The organism is Pedobacter cryoconitis (assembly GCF_014200605.1).
Taxonomy (GTDB): Bacteria; Bacteroidota; Bacteroidia; order Sphingobacteriales; family Sphingobacteriaceae; genus Pedobacter; species Pedobacter cryoconitis_B.
The window spans coordinates 1-23297 of record NZ_JACHCE010000002.1 but is presented as its reverse complement, the minus strand read 5'-3'; the positions used below and the strand labels follow the sequence as shown (position 1 = coordinate 23297).

Sequence of the window (23297 nt, the reverse complement as noted above, 5' to 3'; positions counted from 1 at the left end):
AAACGATGATGCATAAAGGAAGGATGGAAGCTTTTAGTGATGGTGTTTTTGCCATTATTATTACAATTATGGTACTGGAATTGAAAGTACCACATGGCGGTGACGACCTGAAAGCATTAATCCCGGTCATCCCTGTATTTATCAGTTATATCTTAAGTTTTATCTATGTAGGTATTTACTGGAATAATCATCATCATATGCTTCAGGCAGCAAAATCTGTAAACGGACGTATTTTATGGGCTAATTTACATTTGCTGTTCTGGCTCTCCTTAATTCCTTTTGTTACTGCATGGATGGGAGAGAACCATTTTAGTCAATGGCCAATAGCACTTTACGGCTTCATAATGGTGATGAATGCATTTGCTTATTCTCTTCTGTCTAATTCGCTGATCAAACATGAAGGGGAAAACTCAAATCTGAGTAAAGCCATTGGAATAGGCAGCAAGGGGATGATTTCTGTTGCCTTATACCTTACAGCAATAGCACTTTCTATGGTTAATTCATGGATTAGTTTTGCCCTGTATGTATTGGTTGCTATCATTTGGTTCATCCCGGATTCCCGTATTGAAAAAGGTTTGGCTGAGGAGAAATAATTTTATACACATTAATAGGGCAGGCCAAGATAGTACGGTACAGTTAACCCGGCAGGAATTTCTACTTTTAAAGAATTAATCTTTGTGTGTTTTCTAAAGATTGACTAGCATATCAGCAGTTAATTTTTGATATTGCAGTACAGCTCATGTAAAACATGGAATACGAAATGTATACCTGATCATTGGATTAAAATATGATGCTGTTACCAAATATTTTACCTTATGAAGAGAATAGGTCTTTTTATACCTTGTTATGTGGATCAGTTTTATCCCAATGCGGGTATTGCAACTTATCAGCTGCTTAAAAAATTGGGATTAGATGTGACTTATCCGGCCGGGCAAACCTGCTGCGGACAACCAATGGCCAATTCTGGTTTTGAACATCTGACCGGAGACTGTAATCAGTTATTTGTAGATAATTTTGCGGAGTTCGATTATATTGTATCCCCCTCAGGAAGTTGCGTTTTACATGTGAAAGAGCATTTGCATACGGTAAATTCAGAGGATCAGGCGGCAGGAATACGGAAAAAGGTATATGAACTTGTAGAATTTCTGGTTGACGTATTACAAGTGAAAAATCTCAAAGCGAAATTTCCTTATAAAGTAGGTTTACATCAAAGCTGTCATGGACAGCGTGGTTTACTACTCACACAAATGAGTGAATTGGTTGCGCCATATTTTTCTAAACCCCAGCAGCTTTTAGCGCAGGTTGAAGGATTGGAGCTAATCGAGCTGAAAAGAACAGATGAATGCTGCGGTTTTGGAGGTACATTTTGTGTCGTTGAAGAAGCGGTGTCTGTGAAAATGGGAAAAGACAGGGTAAAAGATCACCTGACCAATGGAGCAGAATATATTACAGGTGCTGATATGTCCTGTCTGATGCACATGGAAGGGATTTTAAAAAGAGAGAAGAGTAAAGTGAAGGTGATGCATATTGCAGAAATACTAAATGCAGGATAAAATTGCTTGATGAATACAGAAACCAAAACCCATCCTGAGCTATCGGAAATATTCAATAAAGATGAACAGCGTGTCAACTGGCATGATGAAACCTTATGGTGGATCAGGCAGAAAAGGGACAAATCGGCTCATAGTATTCCCGAATGGGAAATGCTGAGAGAGAAAGCCTCACAGATTAAAAACAATGCGCTATCCAATCTTGCCGATTATCTGGTCAGCTTTGAAGAAAAGGCTTTAGCCAATGGAATTATTGTGCATTGGGCTGCAGATGCGGCCGAACATAACCGGATTGTACATGGTATCCTGGAAAAACATGGCATCCGCCAGATGGTGAAAAGCAAATCCATGCTCACTGAAGAATGCCACTTAAACGAATATTTAGAAAAACAGGGACTGGAAGTCATCGACTCAGACTTAGGAGAACGGATTGTTCAGTTGGCGAAAGAACCACCAAGTCATATCGTTTTACCTTGTATCCATAAGAAAAAAGAAGAAATAGGTGATTTATTCCACGAGCATCTTGGTGTGCCTGCCGGAACTTCCGATCCGCAGATACTTACCGAAGCAGCAAGACAGCATTTAAGAGAAACATTTCTAACCAGAAAAGCGGCTTTAACGGGTGTTAACTTTGCGATTGCGGAAACAGGAGAATTTGTAGTCTGCACAAATGAAGGAAATGCTGATATGGGCGCTCACCTTGCGGATGTGCATATTGCCTGTATGGGAATTGAAAAGATCATTCCTAAACGCAAACACTTAGGTGTATTTCTGCGCTTATTAGCCAGAAGTGCTACCGGACAGCCGATTACGACTTATTCCAGTCATTTTAAAAAACCACGGGCTGGACAGGAAATGCATATTGTGCTGGTCGATAACGGTCGTACTATTCAAATGGGACGTGAAGATTTTCGCGCTTCTTTAAAGTGTATCCGCTGTGGTGCCTGTATGAATACTTGCCCGGTTTATAGAAGAAGTGGCGGTCACAGTTATAATTATGCAATTTCGGGACCTATTGGTGCTATTCTCGCTCCTAATCTGGATAGAGAAAAATATGCGGATCTGCCTTTTGCATCTACACTTTGCGGTTCTTGTTCTAATGTGTGCCCGGTAAAGATTGATATTCATCAGCAACTTTATAAATGGAGACAGGTTATTGTTCAGGAAGGTTATGCCACTTCATCTAAAAAGATGAGCATGAAACTAATGAACTATACGCTTTCTTCGCCTGGTATTTACCGCACTGCAGGAAAAGCAGGAAGATGGGTTTTAAAACACATACCCTTTGCGGTTAATAACCAATTTAATCCATGGTATAAACAAAGAGAGATGCCCGAAGCACCAAAAGAATCATTTGGAGAATGGTATAAAAAGAACGTTAAATAAAGATGAGCAGAGATCAAATACTAGCCGCGTTAAGACAAAATCAGCCTGAACCAGTTCCTCTGCCTGCATCAATACCACTGGAACGTATAGAAGCCCTGGAATTGCAGGCTAAATTCAAAACAATGGCCGAAGGAATAGGTAGCATAGTACATCTGGTGGATGAATTTGCAGCCATACTGCCATTAATTGAAGCAAGGTTTTCAAAAGAAAAACGTGTGCTGTCTACTGTAAAAGAACTTGTTTCGGCAGCGATTCCTGCTTTTGAACTGCATGCCGATCCGCATAGTTATGCCGATGTGGATGTCGCTATTTTTAAATCCGGTTTAGGAGTTGCAGAAAATTCTGCACTATGGCTTACTGAAGAGCAGATGGGTATAAGGGTTCTGCCTTTTATTACACAACATATCGTCATGGTGATCCCCCTTGCTGCACTTGTTCCGGACATGCATACTGCTTATCAGAAAATAGGAGAGGCAGATTATGAATTCGGAACGTTCATTGCGGGGCCTTCTAAGACAGCAGATATAGAACAATCTCTCGTACTAGGAGCACATGGACCAAGAAGCATGACGATATTTGTCTATGCCTGAAATGGTTTAAAGCATTTCTAAACAACTTGTTAAAAAAGATTTTCTTTAATGTGGTTTTAATCTCAGTAACATTGTATTCTAATATCTTTGCGCTGATCCTATGAAGAAGATAATATTACTGGGTATAGCTATTTTACTGGCCGGGCCAATTTATGCACAGACAGATAGTCTGTTAAAAAAAAGATTCAACTTACATTTTCAGCAAACAGTGATTACCCAGACTAAGCCTGGTTTCCATGCTTTGTATTCTGGTGATAACAGTTTGTCCACTGCACACGAAACAGCTACTTCATTTACAACCACCTTATTTGGCGGTGCAAGATTATGGAAAGGGGCTGAGGCTTATTTCAACCCTGAAATGTCTGGAGGTAAGGGATTCAGTCAGGCGCTGGGTGTGGCAGGGTTCCCTAATGGAGAAACTTTCAGAATAGGCTCTCCTGAACCTGCTATCTATATTGCCAGAGCTTACCTGGTGCAGACTTTTGGCTGGGGAAAAGAAGTTGATACCATAGCCGATGATGCAAATCAGCTATCTGGTTACAGGAAAAAGAAGTATTTTTCTATTACTGCGGGTAAATTCGGGTTAAGTGATTTCTTTGACAACAATGCTTTTAGCCATGATGCCAGATCTCAGTTTATGAACTGGTCTTTAATGGCTAATGGGGCCTGGGACTACCCAGCAAACACAAGAGGTTATGTATTTGGAGTTGTCCTGGAACTGGGGCAACCTACCTGGGCTTTACGTTTAGCAACTACAATGGTTACAACTACTGCAAATGGCGCAGTCTGGGATGGTAAAATAGGTAAAGCACATGCTTTTACGCTTGAATACGAAAAGAGATACCAGATTGGCGGAGAAAAAGGAACTATACGTGTATTAGGATATGATAATGCCGCAATGATGGGTAATTATCGTTTAGCGGTTGCACAAAACCCTACAGCTCCTGATATTACCGATACCCGCGCCTATGGAAGAAATAAATATGGTTTTGGGATTAATATTGAACAGAATATAAATACTAATCTTGGCGTATTTGCTAAAACCAGCTATAATGATGGTAAAACAGAAACCTGGGCCTTTACCGAAATTGACAGGTCCATTAGTCTGGGCGGAATTTTGAAAGGGGATGCCTGGAATCAGAAAGATGCAGAAATTGGTCTTGCCTTTGTCGGCAACGGGATCTCTGCAGCACATCGTGATTATCTCTCACATGGTGGATATGGCTTCATCATCGGTGATGGAAAATTAAATTATGCACCTGAAATGATCGCTGAAACCTATTATAAAGTAAATGTTTATCAGAAAAAATTCTTCCTGTCTCCTGATTATCAATTTATATTAAATCCTGCCTACAATAAAGACCGCGGACCGGTACATGTTTTCTCTTTGAGGGCACATGTCGAGTTTTAAGCAAAAAAATAGCCCTGTTTCTAATTAAAGAAACAAGGGCCGTTTTCCCATAGGTATTGGAATAGGATTAGAACTTAATACCTACACCTAAAGAGAATACCTGATTCCTGTATTCAGGTGTATTTGAAGTTCCATTTTCATTATTTTTCTGGAAGTCTAAAGCGTAACGTCCATGTATGTCAAATTGATCATTGACATCATATCTGAAACCAATTACACCACCAACCAGACTTTTCTTAAATCTGTCTGAATCATTTTCTACATTAGTTTGTTCTACGCTTCCATATCCGTTTATAAACTTGTTTTTAGTTGACAACAGAAAAGAAACCTGAGGACCCGCAACGATGTTAAAGCTGCTTCCTAATCTGAAACTTGCCAGAATAGGTACATCGATAAAGTTTGTTGTTTGTCTGAATTCTCCAACTGGAGAGGTTAATTTATACCCTTTTTGTGAGTACAGTACCTCTGGAGTGAATGCCAATCCTGCGATTAGAGGAATTTCTACAGTAACACCTGCATTAAAACCTGGTTTTACTTTGGTGTCGAAGTTGTTGTTGCCATCGCCTTTGATAATGTCAGAGAGATTTACACCGGCTTTTATACCGAATTTAATTCTATCCTGTGCATTTGCTGCAGTAGCTACAAAAAGGCCAAAAGCCAAAATAAGGATCTTTTTCATGTGATATGTTTATTTAAGATAGTGGTTAAGCAAGCATAAAATATACCTGCCTTATCTTGTTAATTTTCATTAACGCGGTGTGAATAGAAATAAATGTGCCAGTTCTGGAGATGTGAAAGGGAAAAATATCAGATAAGCGGTTTATATGCTGATAAACAAAACTTTGAGTCTTTATTCAGAACTGATGTTTTTTTTAGATAAATTGTTTTTTCTGTATCAAATTTGATACAATTCAATGTTATTCCTATCAGATGCCCCTTGCTGCCAGCTTTTAGTAGCTTAGTTCTATTGGTTTGCTGCTTTTAATTAACTTTGGACTGCTAACCATATCTTTTCCATGACTCAAAAACGGTTCCCCCTATTTTTTATTCTTTTGTTCTCTATTGCTTTTTCTAGCCAGGCACAACAGAAATCCTATATCCAAAGTCTTGACGATCCCAACCATTGGGTAGACTCTGTCCTTCACAAATTAAAGAAGCGTGATAAGATTGCGCAGTTATTTTTTGTCAGGGCGCATACCAATAAGGGCCAGGCTTTTGAAGACTCTGTTGGACGTGTAATCAGAAAAGAACGTATCGGAGGCTTAATTTTCTTTCAGGGAGGGCCAGCAAGACAGGCAATTTTAACAAATAAGTATCAGGAGCTGGCGCGTACACCTTTATTGATTGCTTCTGATGGTGAATGGGGTCTGGGTATGCGTTTGGATAGTACAATTTCTTATCCTTATCAGATGGCTTTGGGAGCAATACAGAATAAGGAGCTGATTTATAAGATGGGTTTAGAGGTTGCCAAAGATTATAAGAGGATTGGGATGCAGATGAATCTTGCGCCCGATGCAGATATTAATAACAATCCTAAAAACCCTATTATCAATTACCGGTCTTTTGGAGAGAACAAATATAATGTAGCAGAAAAGGCTGGTGCTTACATGAAAGGGATGCAGGATGGCGGTTTACTGGTTACGCTGAAACACTTTCCAGGACATGGTGACACCGATGTAGATTCACATTATGATCTGCCACAGCTTAATTTTACGAAGGCAAGATTAGATAGTCTGGAGATATATCCTTTTAAGGAATTAATCAAAGAAGGTGCTGCGGGGGTAATGGTTGCGCATATGAATATCCCTTCGCTGGATAATACACCTAATCTTCCTTCTACTTTATCAAAGCCAATTGTAACAGATTTGCTTAAAGGTGAATTAGGATTTAAGGGATTAGTTGTAACAGATGCGATGGAGATGAAAGGAGTAGTTAAGAATTTTAAAGATGGTGAAGCCGATTTAATGGCGGTAATTGCTGGAAATGATATTCTGGAAGTTTCAGAGAATAGTAAGAGAGCGATTAAGCTGGTCCGCAGTGCGGTAAGGGACGGAAGAATCAGCATGGAAAGAATTGATGAGAGTGTGCGTAAAATATTATTAGCTAAATATTGGACTGGTGTATATAAAAGAGACACGATCAATACGCAGCATGTAGGTGCTGAGGTGAACAGGGCTGAAAGTCTGGCTTTGTTGCAGCAGCTTGCCGATGCGTCTATGACGGTTTTAAATGGTAATGGAGGGATTAAAGCATTAGCTCAGGAAAAAAGAACTGCTGTAATCAGTATAGGTACTCCGGGTGTAACGGTGTTCCAGCGTGAATTGGGTAGTTTTTATAAGAATTCTGTGTTTTTTAGTCTGGACAAAAATGCGAATGCAAATGCAATTGCTAAAGTTGTGAAGGAATTGGGAATGTTTGATCAGGTTATTATAGGGATTCACGATACGAGATTACGTCCGGGAAATGGAATGGAACTGAGTGGTGATCTGAGGATGTTAATCAGAGATATGGCGGGTAAGAATGCTGTTTTTGCCTTTTTTGCTAATCCATATAATTTAGCGGGTTTGCCGGGGATTGAAAATGCGAAGTCTTTGGTTGTTGCTTATCAGAAGGAAGATTATATGCAGAAAGCCGCAGCAGAGGTTATTGAAAATGTGAAGGCCGCAAGTGGAAAATTGCCGGTGACTGTCAGTAGTTTCTTCAAATTTAATTCCGGATTTTAGTCTTGGGGAAAAAAACAAGCCCTGCTATATTCCGGCTACGCCCTCTTTTCAAGAGTTCTGATGCCGAAATATAGCAGGGCTTGTTTTTTTATCAGATTTTCAATCCTCCACCTATGGGGCTTCTCCTTTCCTGGAAATCGCCCCCTTTCTGTTGCCTTTGTTCAGGTAATTATTCGCTGTTTTGCGCAAATAGCTTTTGATATGCTGGTTGGTGTCAATTGCTGTTGGTGAGATGCAGCCTTTGGGTTAGCTTAATTGCAGCACCTGCGGACCGAACTCTTCGAAAAAGATTGATTTTTTGTCAATTCCAATGTCCTGCAGATCCTGATACTGTTTTTGGATGAATGCTGATGGGCCACAGATGAAATAACTTGTGTCCGGATGATTGGGTAATTCTGGAATGCTGTTAATATCCAGATGACCTTCCAGGATACCGTTTGCGATATCTTCGGGTGTAACGACATTATAAAAGGTATGCTGCTTTACATTGCTTTTTGTGGTAGTGATCTGATTTAACTGATCTTTGAATGCGTGAACTGATTTATTCCTGCAACCGTGTAACCAGGTAATCGGGTGTTTGTGATCGTTTTCTGTCAGGCTTTGAAGCATGCTCATCAACGGGGTAAGACCTACGCCGCCACTAATCAGAACTATTGGTGCGGTTGGATTTTCTGTAAGCGCGAAATTTCCTGCCGGAGAGGTGATGTCTATGATATCGCCCTGGTTGACGTAATCGTGCAGGTGATTACTGATCAGGCCATTTGCATCTATGTTCCGGCCTTTTTCTCTTTTAACAGAAATGCGGTAGTATTCGTGGTTGGGAGCACTTGAAATACTGTATTGACGCGCTTGTTTTAAGTTTAAGTCAGGAAGGAAGGTACGCACACTCAGGTACTGACCAGGATGATGGGCAGGAACTTTTCCACCGTCGGTAGGATAGAGGTAGAAGGAAGTGATTTCGGCTGATTCTACTATTTTTCTGCCCACTTTAAAAGGTCTCCAGCCTGTCCATCCATTGGTTTGCTGGGTTTGGTTTTCGTAAAGATGTGCCTCATGGCCTGACATCAGTTTGGCCAGTTGCTGGTAGGCTAAGACCCAGGCGTCTACTATTGCAGGGGTTGCCGCATCACCTAAAACTTCTTTAATGGATTCAATTAAATGGTTACCAACAATGATATAGTGTTCAGGACGTATATCTAAACTGGTATGTTTATGCCCAATGCGGTCTACCACCGGGAGCAGAACCATAGGATTGGCTATATTCTCTGCATAGGCTAATACTGCCATAGCCAGAGCGGTTTGTTGTTTCCCGCTCTGCTGATTTCCCATGTTGAATATATTCTTGAGCTCTGGATTGTGCGTAAACATTCTCTGATAGAAATGTGTAGTCAATAAAACGCCGTTTTCTTTTAAAATTGGTACTGTCGCTGTGATGAGTTTTTTTTGTTCGTCAGTCATAATAAAATATATAAATACCTTTTTGTCTTTTATTTAGCTGCGCCTTTGCAGCTGAAATGGGTTTAGGGGTATGATTTGTTAGGTCAAAGGTAGTGAAAAATAATAAAAGATAAAATAGTCTTTTATTATTTTTGTATTCAGTCTGAGATTAATGACTAAAAATGAACAACCATTCTATGGTTAATTTATTGTTATCTTTGTTATACAATCAGAGATGGGAATATTTTCAAAAACATGTGAGTATGCAATCAGGTCAGTTTTCTTTATTGCACACAGAACAGCCGGACAAACCGGTCGGGTAGGCATTAAAGAAATTGCAGTAGGGATCGATTCGCCTGAACCATTCCTGGCAAAAATCTTACAGGATTTAAGCCGCAGGGGAATTGTGCAGTCTACAAAAGGCCCCAATGGTGGGTTTTATCTGGATAGTGCCTCCTTAGAAAGGCCACTGAGCGATATTGTCGCAGCTGTAGATGGAAATGATATTTTTTATGGATGCGGTTTAGGCCTCAAGCAATGTTCAGAGGTTAACCCCTGCCCATTGCATAATGAATTTAAGGATATCAGAAATAAGATTCATATTATGCTCCATGAAACTAAAATTGGAGAGTTCAACGATGAACTGATGAATGGAATGCTATCCTTAAAGAAATAACTTATTTATTAGTGTCTTTTTGAGCATAAGTCGCCGGATCTAAAGCTTCATAAGTCCAGCCCTGAAGAAATTCAGTCACTTTTTTTGCACTATGTCCTTTTCCCTCTTCCAGATAACCTGAGTTCTGGATGTGTAATATCTCACCATCACCGTCAAGGATTACAAAAACCGGATAACCAAAGCGGCCAGGATAACCCAGACTAGCCATGATAGCCTCATTTTTATTTTCTTTACTATAGTTTACCAGTACAGTCTCATAATGGTCATTCAAATACGCTTTTAAAGCTGGCGTATTATCTACCAGGTGATGAAAGGCAATACACCATGAACACCAGTTTCCGCCAACCTGGATGAATACATGTTTTTTCTCTTTTTTAGCTTTGGCTACAGCAGCAGTAATATCTGCCTTTGCATCCGCATCAGGATTATATATTTTTACTTCTTCCTTTACTTTTACTTCTTTTTTTTGTGCTGTAACTTTTTTTGCCTGTGCAAAGGTTGCGGTCGAAATCGCCAGTGTAGCTAATAGAACTAATGATAGTTTCTTCATCTTCAATCGTTTTAATAATTTTGTTGTTCTTTGAATTTTTAAGCTAAATTCAAAGAAACCTAAATGTATACAATTCCTGAAAGGAAATTGTCATGAGATGATAAGAGTCTGTTTAAAAAATGTCCTAACTTCACCAAATGCCTCAACCACTCAAAATATTACAAGCTTCGGCAGGCTCAGGTAAAACATTCAGCCTTACGGCACATTACTTAACACTCTTACTGTCTGGTGAAACCAAGTACAGGGAGATACTTGCGGTGACCTTTACCAATAAGGCTACCGAAGAGATGAAAACCCGTATCATGGAAGTGTTAAGGGGCTTTGCTACGGGAGATCAGGACGTCGATGACTATAGAATACTGGTTTTACAGGCACACCCTGATTTAAATGCAGCCACATTACAGGAGAAATCAGCCAGAATTTATAAAAGAATCCTCCACGATTACAGCCGGTTCTCAGTAAGTACTATTGATGGTTTCGTCCAGAAAGTAATCCGGGGCTTTGCCTTTGAACTTGGACTTGACTCCGGTTATAAACTGGAGATGAACCTTGATAAGGTGAAAAATGAACTGGCAGATAAACTGGATGAACAATTAGATGTTAATCCAGATTTATTGCAATGGATCATTGACCTGGCTTTAGACAGGATCAGTAATAATATAAGCTGGAATTACAGATCTGAGCTGACAGATCTTGCAGGGGAGATTTTTAAAGAACGCTATCAGCCATTCGACAATGCGATCCAGGAATTGGTTCAGCATACCGATATGAATGCACTGTTCGGCAATTACCATAAAGACACTAAGAAACAGATTAAACTGTTTCAGGATACAATTAAGCAATTATCTGCAAAAGCCCTGGAGATTTTTGAATCTTCGCGAATTAATCCGGATAACCTGAAAGGAAAATCCAGGTCTCCGCTTAATAATTTAAAAAAGATTGTGGATGAAGACTTTGACCTGGAAAAAAAGGAGGATTTCGCTAAACTGGAAAGCTTAGCCAAACTTATCGATGAACCGGATGAATGGTTTAAACCAGGAAGTGATACCTCTTTATATGATGCCCTGAATCCGGTGATCCGAAAGCTGTATACAACTTATACGGAAGGATTGCCTGATTATATTCTCGCCCAGGCCTTTAATAAGAATTTATATTACCTGCGCCTGATGCAGGAGATGGCCATTTTATTGAAAACCTACAGAGAGGAAAGCGGAAGTTTACTGATTAGTGATGCACAGAATCTTCTGAAAGGGATTACTGGCGATGACGATGATAACCCCGCATTTATATGGGAGAAGACCGGCAGCCGTTACCGTCACTTTTTATTTGATGAGTTTCAGGATACTTCGGCTAATCAATGGGGTAATTTCAGGCCTTTGTTAAAAAATGCGCTGGCAGAAGCAAATGGTAAACTGATCGACCACCTGATTGTAGGAGATGTCAAACAATCTATCTACAGATGGCGTAATGGAGATTGGAATATTCTTCACCAGGAGGCAAAAAAAGATATAGGTAGTGCTTATGTAGTAGATTCCAGCCTGGAAGAAAACTACAGAAGTACCAAAAACATTATCAACTTTAATAATATTCTGTTCAAAGCCCTGCCTATATTAATGCAGAGAAACATTAATAGTACAGTAGAAGGGCAGACAGCCCAGCTTGCTTTGAATGAATGGTGGGAAGAAAAGGGCTTTAACCATATCATCACTGATGTTTATGCAGAAGCAGAACAGCAGCTTACAACTAGGACAGCGGATGGCGGCACAATAGATTTTAATGTACTGAAAACAGATGAAAACGACGCCCCATTAAATAAAACAAGCTTCAAAGCAGAAGCCCTGCGCAAAATGGTTGAAACCCTTAAAAGGCTTTTGGTAGAAGAAAAACGTTATCAGCCAGGTGATGCCTGTGTATTGGTCCGTTCCAATTCAGAAGCGATTGCAGTAGTGGATATCCTGATGGAGCATAACATCAATGTGATTTCGGGCGAAGCACTGCTGATTGCTAACAATACGGCAGTAAAAATATTGATTGATACTTTAATGGTTATGGCAGGGATGCCGGCCAATACGGCTTTATATAAAGCAAATTGTATCAGTTTATATGCACAGCTGCAACAGCGGACGCTTGATCCTGCCTCTTTATTTAACCTGAAGAGTAAACAGCTGGAAGAACTGAAAGACCTATTACCTGCTGGTTTGTGTGAGAACTGGCGCAGCTGGATGCAGCAGCCTTTACCAGAGTTACTGGAGAAATTGATTTCGGCCTATGGCCTGAACGAAGCTGCTTATTCCAGTCATCTGCCTTATTTATTTGCTTTAAGGGATCTTGCAGGGAATATCGGCCGTCAGGGTGAAAAAGGGATTACCTCATTTTTAAAATACTGGAAAGAAGAAGGAGGCCGGAAAACACTGCCTTCGTCCGAAAGTACAGATGCAGTACAGGTCATTACAATTCATAAATCTAAAGGGCTTGCTTTTAAAGTAGTCATGATCCCGTTTTGTAACTGGGATATCAATGGTAAAATCAATACTATCTTTTGGGTACCTGCTGCAAATACCCCATATCATCAGTTGCAGAGTATTCCTTTGAAATTTACTTCCAGCTTAGGGGCATCGGCCGTTGCCATTCCTTATTATGAAGAATTGCTTTATAATAATATGGATGCGCTGAATATGCTTTATGTAGCCACTACCCGGACTAAGGAATATTTATATATTAGTTGTTTAGGAAAAAAGACTGATACCGTCAGTACTATTGGCGATTTGCTGATCAGGATATTTGAAGACCAGCTGACTGCTGACGGGAAATTTCTCCTGGAAGAAGAAGTGGTGAAAAAAAATTCTGGTGGAGGGGCAAAACCTGTCGGACCGGTATTGATCAACCTGAAAGAATATCCTTTATCAGAAAGGCTCAGCGAAGTTTTTAATAGTGACCTCAGAAAAAAAGAGCTGGATATGTTATTAAATGATAGTGCCGGACGTGAAGGAAGTATCTTACATGAGGTATTGGCCCGCGCTGCGGATACAGGCGAAGTGGACGAGGTTTTAGGCCAGATGTTAACTGAAGGCTTTTTTAAAGAAAAAGAGATTGCAGATTTCAAAAAGCAGGCTATTAATGTTTTGCAGCATGCTGATCTTCAGAATTTATTATTGAATAGTACTCAGAGTATCAATGAAAAGAGCATTATAGATATTACAGGTAAAAGTTACCGCCCTGATAAAGTCTTGTTTACGGCAAAAGATGAAGTGATTGTGATTGATTATAAGTTTACAAAAAAACAAAGCCGCAACCATGTGAAACAAGTACATGGTTACCGTAGTCTTTTGCAGGAAATGGGTTATCCGAAAGTAAGTACCTATTTATTTTATGCCACAATTGGCGAATTGATTCTGGTTTAAGATGAAAGCATTTTTAAAAGAAGTTGCAGAAGATTTAGTAGGCAGGTTAGGGAATAAACTGCACAATTCTGCTGTAATATTTAACAATAAAAGACCTGTATCTTATTTACAGCATCATTTGGCAGACACCATAGGCAAACCTTTCTGGAGTCCGTCGTTTTATACAATTCAGGAATTTTTTGCACTTTCTACAGATTTACTGATCGCTGATGGCTTTACGCAGTTTTTTACGCTGCATCAGCAATACAACGAACTGCTGAAAGCTGAGGGGGCAAAAGAAATTAATCCTGATGTCTTTTATCCTGTCGCCAGGATTATACTGAGTGACTTTGCACAGATTGATAATGATCTGGTCAATTCAGATCAGCTATTTGAAGAACTGGAAGATATTGCCGTCATTGAAAAGGATTTTCAGCATCTCACAATAGAACAGCAGCAATTTCTGGAGCAGTTCTGGACATCGTTTTCCACAGGGAAACAGAAAAATCACCAGGAGCAGTTTATCAGGATGTGGCGCAGGATGCCTAAGTTATATCGTGGTTTCCATCAGGCGCTGGCCGAAAAAGGGCTGACTTCTATGGCACATGTATATCGGAAGCTGGCTAATGGAACTGCAGAAAAGCCTGGTTTTATTGATGATTTTGCAGATGGTAAATTAGTATTTACCGGATTTAATGCCTTAAGCAATGCCGAAGCTGCCATCTTCAAACGCTGGAATGAAGCTGAAAAAGCACTTTTCTATTTTGATACAGATACTTATTATATGGAGGATGATACCCAGGAAGCGGGATTATTCCTCCGTAAAAATATACAAAGGCTGGGTTTACCTAATGCGCTTGGTCAGAGCAGGCCCCTGATTAAAGCGCAGAAAAAAGAAATTAAAGTCTACAAGACACAAGGACAGACCACACAGGCAAAAATCCTGCAAAAAGAACTGGAAGAAGATTACCCTATACTGGAAGACGCAGATAATGCAGGTAAAATAGCTTTAATCCTTGCAGATGAAAGTTTACTCTTGCCTGTTTTGCAGACTATTCCTACGCATTACAACGCAGAAGGGAAGCGGTTAGCTGTAGAACTGAACGTTACCATGGGTTATCCTTTGCTGGCGACCTCTATTTTTGGACTGGCAGATATATGGCTTTCTGTACAATCACAATTAGCCAGCGGAAAAAAAGATACTGTAAACCATAGAGAGGTAGAAGCATTTTTATCACATCCGCTTGTAGGTATTTCGCAGGAAACACGGAATACTTTACAGCTGGAGATCTTAAATAAGCAATTAGTTGAGGTAGATATTCCTTTATTGCAACGCTCAGGAGAACTAGCAGCCTTATTTTTTACAAAAAGAAATACAGGGACTTCTGCCATTGTCAATCTTCAGGAGGTTTTAAAATTAGTTTTAACGCAGCAGGTAGAAGAGAAAACATTAAAACAGACCGAGGTAGACTTATTTATTGCCACGATTAAAGAGTTAAACCGCTTACATGATACACTTGCAGAGTTTACTTCCCGGTTACCTTTACCTTTTGTTTTATCACTGATCCAAAAAGCGGTACAGGGGATTGCTGTTCCTTTAAGCGGAGAGCCTTTGGAAGGTGTACAGGTTATGGGTTTACTGGAAAGCAGGAGCCTTGATTTTGATCATGTTTATATATTAGGCGTTAATGAAGGTATTTTACCACAGGTCAGCGCCTCGCCAAGTTTTATTCCCGATAGCATCAGGAGAGCTTACGGCCTGCCTGTACTTGAAAATCAGGATGCGATATCGGCTTATATGTTTTACCGGTTATTGCAGCGTTCAAGAAAAATAAGCCTGGTTTATAATGGTCAGGCAGATGACAATACCACAGGTGAACCAAGCAGGTTTTTAAGACAGCTGGAGTTTGAAAGTGGTCATAGCTTTACTTATTATGACCAGTCGCAGGCTGTAGCAACAGAGCATCCGGTCACCGTCAATGTTAAAAAAGAAGGAGAAATATTAAAACGTTTAGGGCTGTATCTGGATCAGCAGGACCCTTCGGTAAGGATCTCGGCAACGGCCCTGACTACCTATCTCAACTGCCCGGTTCAGTTTTTTTATAAATATATCGCTAAAATAGAAGAGCCAAAAGAACTCTCTGAGAACCTGGAAGCCAACTATATTGGTTCAATGCTCCATTTTGTACTGGAGAAATTTTATGAAGAACTAAAAACAGAAAGCCCTTATATTACTAAAGAACGCATTGTTGAACAGCGGAAATATCTGCCCAGGTTAGCTGAAACAGCTTTTGTGAAGGTGATGTATGACGATGAAAAACAGGCTCTGACTGCAAATGGAATGCAGCAGGTGGTTTTGGCCATTGTATCTGAATATGCCAATGTAATTCTGGACCATGACGAAAAAGAAGCCCCATTTTCTATTATAGGGCTGGAAAGCAAAGATGAAATTTATTTTAAGATCAGTGTCGCTGGTGTAGAAAGACAGGTTACTTTACATGGGATTATAGATAGAGTAGATCAGAAAAATGGGGTAACAAGGGTCGTTGACTATAAAACGGGGCGTGATGAGCTTCAATATAGTTCTCTGGAAGAGATTTTTGATGCAGAAACTGATAAACAGAACAAAGCCCTGATCCAAACTCTTTTTTACACTTATGTCTATGAACAGTCCAGAGGGATAACCGGGATGGAGCCTAATTTGTATCTGATCCGTAAGATGAGGAAAGAGGGTACATTATTTAACTTTTCTGAGGGAAGAGGCAGGAAATTACAGTTGCAGGCCGAACATTTAGAAAGTCTGAAAATAGATTTTAGCAGGCTGTTAAGAGAAAAACTGGAGGAACTATTTAATCCTGAAATCCCTTTTATACATACAACAATAGTCGATAATTGTACATATTGTCCTTATTTGTCCCTTTGCGGGAAGTAGGGCAACAATAGCAATAATAATAATCGCTTTGTAATGTAATTAAAACAAACTTTATTATTACGTTACAATAGTTATATTTGCCGGCAGTTAACATTTGAATATACAATGAGAGAGATTCAATTTAGAGAAGCTTTGCGTGAAGCTTTGAGCGAAGAAATGCGTAAGAATGAAAACGTATTCTTAATGGGCGAAGAAGTTGCGCAATACAATGGTGCATACAAAGTAAGTCAGGGAATGCTTGATGAGTTTGGTGACAAACGTATCATCGATACCCCAATTGCTGAGCTTGGTTTTACCGGTATCGGTATTGGTGCTGCAATGAATGGGTTAATTCCAGTCATAGAATTTATGACATTCAACTTCTCCCTGGTTGCAATCGATCAGATTATCAACGGAGCTGCAAAAATGTTATCCATGAGCGGTGGACAGTTTTCTATTCCAATCGTATTCCGTGGTCCAACAGGTAATGCAGGTCAGTTAGGTGCACAGCACTCTCAAAACTTTGAGAACTGGTATGCAAACTGTCCAGGTTTGAAAGTTGTTGTTCCTTCAACTCCTTACGAAGCAAAAGGATTATTAAAACAAGCTATCATTGATCCGGACCCAGTTATTTTCATGGAGTCGGAAGTAATGTACGGTGATAAAGGTGAAGTTCCGGAAGAAGAATATTACCTTCCAATCGGAAAAGCAAGAATCGCTCAGGAAGGTACTGATGTAACGATCGTTACTTTTGGTAAAATGCTGACCCGTGTTGTTAATCCTGCTGTTGAAGAATTAACTAAAGAAGGAATCAGTGTTGAAGTAATCGATTTACGTACTGTACGTCCTATCGATTATGATACAATCATTGAGTCTGTTAAGAAAACAAACCGTTTAGTAATTGTTGAAGAAGCATGGCCATTGGCTTCTATTTCTTCTGAAATTGCTTTTAACGTACAAAAAAATGCTTTCGATCATTTAGATGCACCAGTTTTACGTATTACTTGTGCTGATGTACCATTACCATATGCACCAACTTTAATCGCTGCCAGCTTACCAAATGCTGAACGTGTAATTAAAGCGGTGAAAGAAGTAATGTACGTAACAAAATAAGTTATTAAGAATTGTTTATATATAATCCCGCTGGCTAACCCCATGCGGGATTTTTTGTTTTTTACCTTTACCCTGAAAGAAATTTAAATTCATTGGAACCGGCTATTTGTCGTTTCTTAAAACCTCACCCAATATTTTAACATGAATAATCACTCAAAGATTATTGCTGCAGAATTAGCAGTCTCAGAAAAACAGGTTATTGCAACTATTGAATTATTAGATGAAGGAGCAACTGTACCATTTATCTCCCGTTACCGTAAAGAGGTTACCGGAAGCTTAGATGAGGTACAGGTGGCTGCGGTTCGTGACCGTTTCCAGCAATTGCGTGAACTTGATAAAAGACGTGAAGCTATTCTGAAAGCACTAACTACGCTGGGTAAACTGACACCAGAGCTTGAAGCTCAAATCAATGCGGCAGAAAACATTACGACGATTGAAGATATTTATCTTCCTTACAAACCGAAAAGGAAAACAAGAGCTTCAGAAGCAAGACGTAAAGGACTTGAGCCTTTAGCGCTCCTGATTTTTGAGCAGGGAAAATTAAATCCTGATGAAGAAGCAGCTAAATATCTGAATACTGAGCTTGGTGTAGCCAATACTGAAGAAGCTTTGGCTGGTGCAAGGGATATTATTGCCGAAATGATCAATGAAAATGCTGAGGTACGTACCGATATGCGTCAATATTTTCAGCAAAAGGCAGTATTGAAGTCTTCGGTAATTAAAGGAAAAGAAGAAGAGGGGATAAAATATAAAGATTATTTTGAGTGGGAAGAATCGGTGAAATCTGCGCCTTCTCACCGTGTTTTAGCAATGAGACGCGGAGAAAATGAATCTATATTGAAATTAGAGGCGATGCCTGAAGAGGATGGGGCAATCGAAATTTTAGAAAAACAACTAATTCATGGTAACGGAGCTGCTTCTAAACAAGTGGAACTGGCTTTACATGATTGTTATAAACGTTTGCTGGGACCAGCGATGGAAACAGAACTTCGCTTGCTGGCTAAACAGAAAGCTGATGAAGAAGCAATCCGTGTCTTTGCTGAAAATGCGAGACAATTATTACTTGCTGCACCAATGGGCCAGAAAAATGTTTTGGCAGTAGACCCTGGTTTCCGTACAGGATGTAAAGTGGTATGTCTGGACAGACAAGGTAAATTATTAGAGAATACAACAATCTATCCGCATACCGGACAGGGAAATATAAAAAATGCTGCGGATGCTATCCAAAAGCTATGTGCTAAACATGAAGTGGAAGCTATTGCCATCGGAAATGGTACTGCAGGCAGAGAGACGGAAACTTTTATCAGAGGTCTGAACCTGCCTGGTGTATTGATCGTGATGGTCAATGAAAATGGTGCATCTATTTATTCTGCATCTGAAGTAGCCCGCGAAGAATTTCCAACGCAGGATATTACCGTTCGTGGTGCAGTTTCTATTGGCCGCAGGCTAATGGACCCTTTAGCAGAGCTGGTTAAAATCGATCCTAAATCTATTGGTGTTGGACAATATCAGCATGATGTAGATCAGACTAAACTTCAGCAATCACTGGATGATACTGTAATGAGTTGTGTAAATGCGGTTGGTGTAGAATTAAATACGGCTTCTAAACAAGTTTTGGCTTATGTTTCAGGATTAGGACCACAGCTTGCACAAAATATTGTGACTTACAGAAATGAACATGGTGCTTTCAAAAACCGCGAGAGTTTGAAGAAAGTTCCTCGTTTGGGTGATAAAGCTTATGAGCAAGCGGCAGGTTTCTTAAGAATCAGAGATGCGGCGCATGTTTTGGATGCAAGTGGTGTACACCCGGAACGTTATGAGCTGGTTAGCCGGATGGCAAAAGATTTAGGACATTCTGTAGATGAACTTTTAAAAGATGTAAAACTTCAAAAACAGATTAAGTTGCAGCAATATATCAGTGAAAATGTAGGTCTGCCTACGTTAAATGATATTATGGGCGAGCTGGCTAAACCAGGAAGAGATCCAAGGGAAGCTTTTGAAGCATTCAGTTTTACAGAGGGTGTGAATGAAATCAATGATTTAAAAGTGGGTATGAAATTGACTGGTATCGTAACAAATATTACCAATTTCGGTGCTTTTGTTGACATAGGAGTACATCAGGATGGTTTAGTCCATACCAGTCAGCTTGCTGATAAATTTGTGGCTAATCCTAATGATATCGTAAAAGTTAGTCAGAAGGTAGAAGTGACGGTGAAAGAAGTTGATGTAGTTAGAAAACGTATTTCTTTATCGATGAAAAGCGAAAATGCGCCTAAGCCAGCTGCACGTAATAAGACAGAAAGGCCTGCCGCTAACAGAAAACCTGAAAATAACAGGGGGGACGCAGGTAACAGACCTCAAAATAACCGGCCAAAGCCACAGCAGGTGAAAGCACAGCCAGAAGGCGATTTGCAGACAAAGCTGGAAGCTTTGAGAAATAAATTCAAATAGAAAATTTAGCAGGGCTGTCTTTTAAGCCCTGCTATAATTATAAATTAGCAGTTATAGTCTTCACAGGATTTCCTCTGGATAAGTTTGCATGGTTTTGCCATTGTAATTGCTGTTCATCAATCAGTTGGCTTGTTTGCCATGCCATTATTTTCTTTTCCAGTCTTTCGAGACAAAGTTTTTTGTTTTGAAGTTGTGACCGGGTATCCATAGCTAATACCTGCAAACCTGAGGGTTTGTGTGTCGCTCTTATCGCACTTTCTACCTTATTTACGTTTTGTCCGCCTGGTCCTGAAGCTCTGAGTGTTTCTATGGTTATTACTTTAGGGTTCCATTTCAGTTTTTCCTGACTTTCAAAGATTTCTACGCCAACAAACCAGTTTTTACGTTTATGAAAACTGCGGTACGGGCTTTTTGCGATCCATAAAATTGATCCGCGCCATTCTTTGATGAAGTCAGATAGTTCTTCGGCTTTTGCCAGTAAAACAGCAGAACGTAAGGTTCCGTTGAGTTCACCTTTAATATTTTCAAGTACTTCAATCTGTATATTTAACTGTTTTGCCTGCCTGATCAGCATTTCCTGTACTTTTGCTACGACTCTGCAGCATTCCTCAGGACCTTGCCCTGAGGAAATTTGTATGATAATGCTTTTCATTAGTCTCTGTTCATTCTAACAATTTTTGGTAAAAACTTACCTTGTACCTCAATGAGGTCTTTTTGTGCCGCTATGACTCTTTCTATGTCCTTATAAGCCATTGGACTTTCTTCAACACTACCGCCAATTAATGTTACTCCTGCATTGTTCAGTATTTTTTTAAGGGACGAAGCTGTCATATTCTGCTTTGCTTTTGTTCTGCTCATTGCTCTGCCGGCACCATGTGATGCAGAGTTAAGTGATAAACTGGCTCCTTTTCCGGATACGAGATAAGCTGGGGTAGTCATGCTTCCAGGAATAATTCCCATTTCTCCTTCATGTGCTGGTGTTGCTCCTTTACGGTGAATAATCATTTCGTGTCCATTTGCCAGTTTTTCTTTCCAGGCGAAGTTGTGATGATTTTCAATGTTCACTAAAGTTTGCAGCCCAAGAGATTTTAGCAGCGTCTGATGAATTGTATCATGGCATGCCTTTGCGTATTCTCCTGCAAGGTTCATGCTGATCCAGTATTCGATTCCTGCTTCTGTTGTTAAATCCAGCCATGCCAGCTTTTGTACTTCCCCTGGAAGTCTGCATCTTTCTACTGCAATCTGCGTATAATGACCTGCAATATTAGCGCCCAGACCTCTGCTGCCAGAGTGTGAAAGCAGCGCCATGTATTTCTTTGCAGGCAGTTTCATGGAGTTATTTTCGAATAATTCAATTTCCCCAAATTCGACAAAGTGATTTCCACTGCCTGAAGTTCCCAGTTGTCTGGCGGCTTTTCCCTGCAGGCGTTTTAAAAATTCTGTTTCATTAAAAACAGGACTATCCAGTATTTCATGGTAGGGCTGAACATCCAGTGATCCCTCCATTCCAAAATGGGTGTGGTTTTTAAGTGCTTGTTTAAGCTGATGGCTATAGCGCATAAAGAAGCTGGCAGGCTCATCAATAATAGAAAGTGACATCCTGCAGCCTATATCTACACCAACGGCATAGGGGATAATTGCATTGTCAGTCGCTATAACCCCTCCAATTGGCAGGCCATAGCCTGTATGTGCATCTGGCATTAATGCTCCCTGCAAAGCTATAGGGAGTGACATAGCGAGTTGCATTTGTTTTTTTGCGCCTGTATCTATTTCGTTAGTCCCATAAACTTTATAGGGACCAGGTTGTGGTAAAAGGGAAAATGCTTCAAAATCACGTGATTTTGTTTTTCCTGTAAGTGTTTCGGCAATCTTGCCCAGATGTTCATGATTAAGGTAATCTTTCGGGTTATTTATAATATGGGTTAATAGTTCAGTAATGGCAGCTATGGAATGATGTTTATAGTGTTTAGATATGGTATTAATGACCAGACTTCTCGCTTGATCATTGGTATAGCCCATTTTACTGAGTTCTTTTGTCTTTAAATTGCTCATTGCGTTTTAAATTGTTGCTTATTGCCGGAAACGGGGAATAAAAATTCCTGATTTTGTGCGGCTTTGATATTGATATGAGTTGAATTTCCCTGTTGATACCTGGTAAAACTCAAAGTTGATCCTGTTAAAGGATAATTCCCCTTTAGAATTTCGATGAAATACCTGAATCTAAGGCAGACGAATTGCGTTGACTATGTTTTTATAATCAATTGTATCATTCCGGAAAATATTAATTATAGGAATAAACGTCAGCCTGATTTAGGCAATGAGCGATAGGGGCGATATGTAGTGTTGTTCTGTCATGATTCCTAATTTTAAAATGATTAAACCATAAGGAATTGGTACAAAGGTATCATAAGAAAATTGATTGCGCCCAATTTATTTTTTTATTGTTTGACAGTGGATCAGATAATGGATTTAATTAACGAAGTACAGAGGTGTTCAGTGGGGTTTTAGCTAGAGTATTTATAGATAGTATATAAGGCAGAATGAGAAATAGGATTTGATCAGGTAAAACAGATCAGGGAATATCAGATAATGAGGTAAAGCAAAATCAGTACAAAACCGTAATCAAGTCAGGTAGAATCGGGGTCAGGCAATAGGGAAGGCAATGTTAAAGGTATTCTTAGACTATATTGTGACTATGTTTCAACCCCGTATCAATGATAAGGAGTGTATAGGTTTAATATTGGTTAAACATTGTTTCTGGTATTTGTTAGGCATAACTTGAATATAGTGCTTGTAATTTTGGCCCCTATTGGATCTGATTAAGATTTTTGAGTTAATTATACCAGAATGGTATTTGGTATAAATTATGCGATTTAAATAGCATGGTATAAGAATTTGCAAGGTCGAATACGGGTATTCGATTAAATATTCTTTCTTTGTTGAATTGGTTTAAAGTTTTTATGGTTGTAAACCATGCAGTTAGGTTAAGCATACAATTAATAGTGGGATATTGTTTGGCTTGTGGTTAAATTTTCCTACATTTGCATCCCGCTTCGGAGGAAGGGAAACAGTGAAAAAGATGAGTGCTGAGGATTGAAAGGCTGTAAAGTAGGATTGTG

At 39.7% G+C, this 23297-nt stretch carries 16 protein-coding genes; 11 read left to right on the top strand and 5 right to left on the bottom strand.

What is annotated here, in order from left to right; all coding sequences use genetic code 11:
- Nucleotides 1-5 precede the first annotated feature (5 nt).
- The 5 genes from HDE68_RS06110 (at nt 6) to HDE68_RS06090 (ending at nt 4937) form a co-directional block, all read left to right on the top strand.
- A complete protein-coding gene (locus tag HDE68_RS06110) occupies nt 6-593 on the top strand; it encodes a TMEM175 family protein (RefSeq protein WP_260171658.1) in 588 nt (195 codons plus the stop codon).
- A gap of 222 nt (nt 594-815) precedes the next feature.
- A complete protein-coding gene (locus tag HDE68_RS06105; RefSeq protein WP_183880031.1) occupies nt 816-1553 on the top strand; it encodes a (Fe-S)-binding protein in 738 nt (245 codons plus the stop codon).
- Between the two features lie 9 nt (nt 1554-1562).
- On the top strand, nt 1563-2936 hold the full coding sequence (locus tag HDE68_RS06100; protein WP_183880029.1) for a lactate utilization protein B: 1374 nt from the start codon (nt 1563-1565) through the stop codon (nt 2934-2936).
- Between the two features lie 2 nt (nt 2937-2938).
- A complete protein-coding gene (locus HDE68_RS06095) occupies nt 2939-3526 on the top strand; it encodes a lactate utilization protein C (RefSeq protein WP_183880027.1) in 588 nt (195 codons plus the stop codon).
- 100 nt (nt 3527-3626) lie between these two features.
- Nucleotides 3627-4937, top strand: coding sequence for a carbohydrate porin (locus tag HDE68_RS06090; protein WP_183880025.1), 1311 nt, complete (start codon nt 3627-3629; stop codon nt 4935-4937).
- A 67-nt stretch (nt 4938-5004) separates the two neighbouring features.
- Here HDE68_RS06090 and HDE68_RS06085 read toward each other — a convergent pair whose 3' ends face one another.
- Nucleotides 5005-5616: a porin family protein gene (locus HDE68_RS06085; protein WP_183880023.1), complete on the bottom strand. Its 612-nt coding sequence runs from the start codon at nt 5614-5616 to the stop codon at nt 5005-5007.
- A gap of 337 nt (nt 5617-5953) precedes the next feature.
- Between HDE68_RS06085 and HDE68_RS06080 the strand changes: the two genes are divergently transcribed.
- A complete protein-coding gene (locus HDE68_RS06080; protein WP_183880020.1) occupies nt 5954-7660 on the top strand; it encodes a glycoside hydrolase family 3 protein in 1707 nt (568 codons plus the stop codon).
- Between the two features lie 246 nt (nt 7661-7906).
- On the opposite strand, the gene hmpA is transcribed toward HDE68_RS06080, so the two are convergent.
- Nucleotides 7907-9118, bottom strand: coding sequence for an NO-inducible flavohemoprotein (gene hmpA / locus HDE68_RS06075; RefSeq protein ID WP_183880018.1), 1212 nt, complete (start codon nt 9116-9118; stop codon nt 7907-7909).
- Between the two features lie 214 nt (nt 9119-9332).
- On the opposite strand from hmpA, the gene HDE68_RS06070 reads away from it, so the two are divergent.
- A complete protein-coding gene (locus HDE68_RS06070) occupies nt 9333-9773 on the top strand; it encodes an RrF2 family transcriptional regulator (RefSeq protein ID WP_183880016.1) in 441 nt (146 codons plus the stop codon).
- A gap of 1 nt (nt 9774) precedes the next feature.
- On the opposite strand, the gene HDE68_RS06065 is transcribed toward HDE68_RS06070, so the two are convergent.
- Nucleotides 9775-10323: a thioredoxin family protein gene (locus HDE68_RS06065; protein WP_183880014.1), complete on the bottom strand. Its 549-nt coding sequence runs from the start codon at nt 10321-10323 to the stop codon at nt 9775-9777.
- 137 nt (nt 10324-10460) lie between these two features.
- On the opposite strand from HDE68_RS06065, the gene HDE68_RS06060 reads away from it, so the two are divergent.
- The 4 genes from HDE68_RS06060 (at nt 10461) to HDE68_RS06045 (ending at nt 20178) form a co-directional block, all read left to right on the top strand.
- Nucleotides 10461-13724: a UvrD-helicase domain-containing protein gene (locus HDE68_RS06060; RefSeq protein WP_183880012.1), complete on the top strand. Its 3264-nt coding sequence runs from the start codon at nt 10461-10463 to the stop codon at nt 13722-13724.
- A gap of 1 nt (nt 13725) precedes the next feature.
- Entirely contained in the window at nt 13726-16635 is a 2910-nt protein-coding gene (locus tag HDE68_RS06055) for a PD-(D/E)XK nuclease family protein (RefSeq protein ID WP_183880010.1), read from the top strand.
- A gap of 105 nt (nt 16636-16740) precedes the next feature.
- The gene (locus tag HDE68_RS06050) at nt 16741-17727 is read left to right on the top strand and encodes a pyruvate dehydrogenase complex E1 component subunit beta (RefSeq protein WP_183880008.1); all 987 of its coding nucleotides are present in this window, start codon (nt 16741-16743) and stop codon (nt 17725-17727) included.
- 141 nt (nt 17728-17868) lie between these two features.
- The gene (locus tag HDE68_RS06045) at nt 17869-20178 is read left to right on the top strand and encodes a Tex family protein (RefSeq protein WP_183880006.1); all 2310 of its coding nucleotides are present in this window, start codon (nt 17869-17871) and stop codon (nt 20176-20178) included.
- Nucleotides 20179-20215: 37 nt separating this feature from the next.
- Here HDE68_RS06045 and prfH read toward each other — a convergent pair whose 3' ends face one another.
- Together prfH and HDE68_RS06035 are read right to left on the bottom strand one after the other, a co-directional pair.
- The gene (gene prfH / locus HDE68_RS06040; RefSeq protein ID WP_183880004.1) at nt 20216-20830 is read right to left on the bottom strand and encodes a peptide chain release factor H; all 615 of its coding nucleotides are present in this window, start codon (nt 20828-20830) and stop codon (nt 20216-20218) included.
- On the bottom strand, nt 20830-22230 hold the full coding sequence (locus tag HDE68_RS06035; protein WP_183880002.1) for an RtcB family protein: 1401 nt from the start codon (nt 22228-22230) through the stop codon (nt 20830-20832). The genes prfH and HDE68_RS06035 overlap by 1 nt, the downstream gene beginning before the upstream one ends.
- Nucleotides 22231-23297: the final 1067 nt, after the last annotated feature.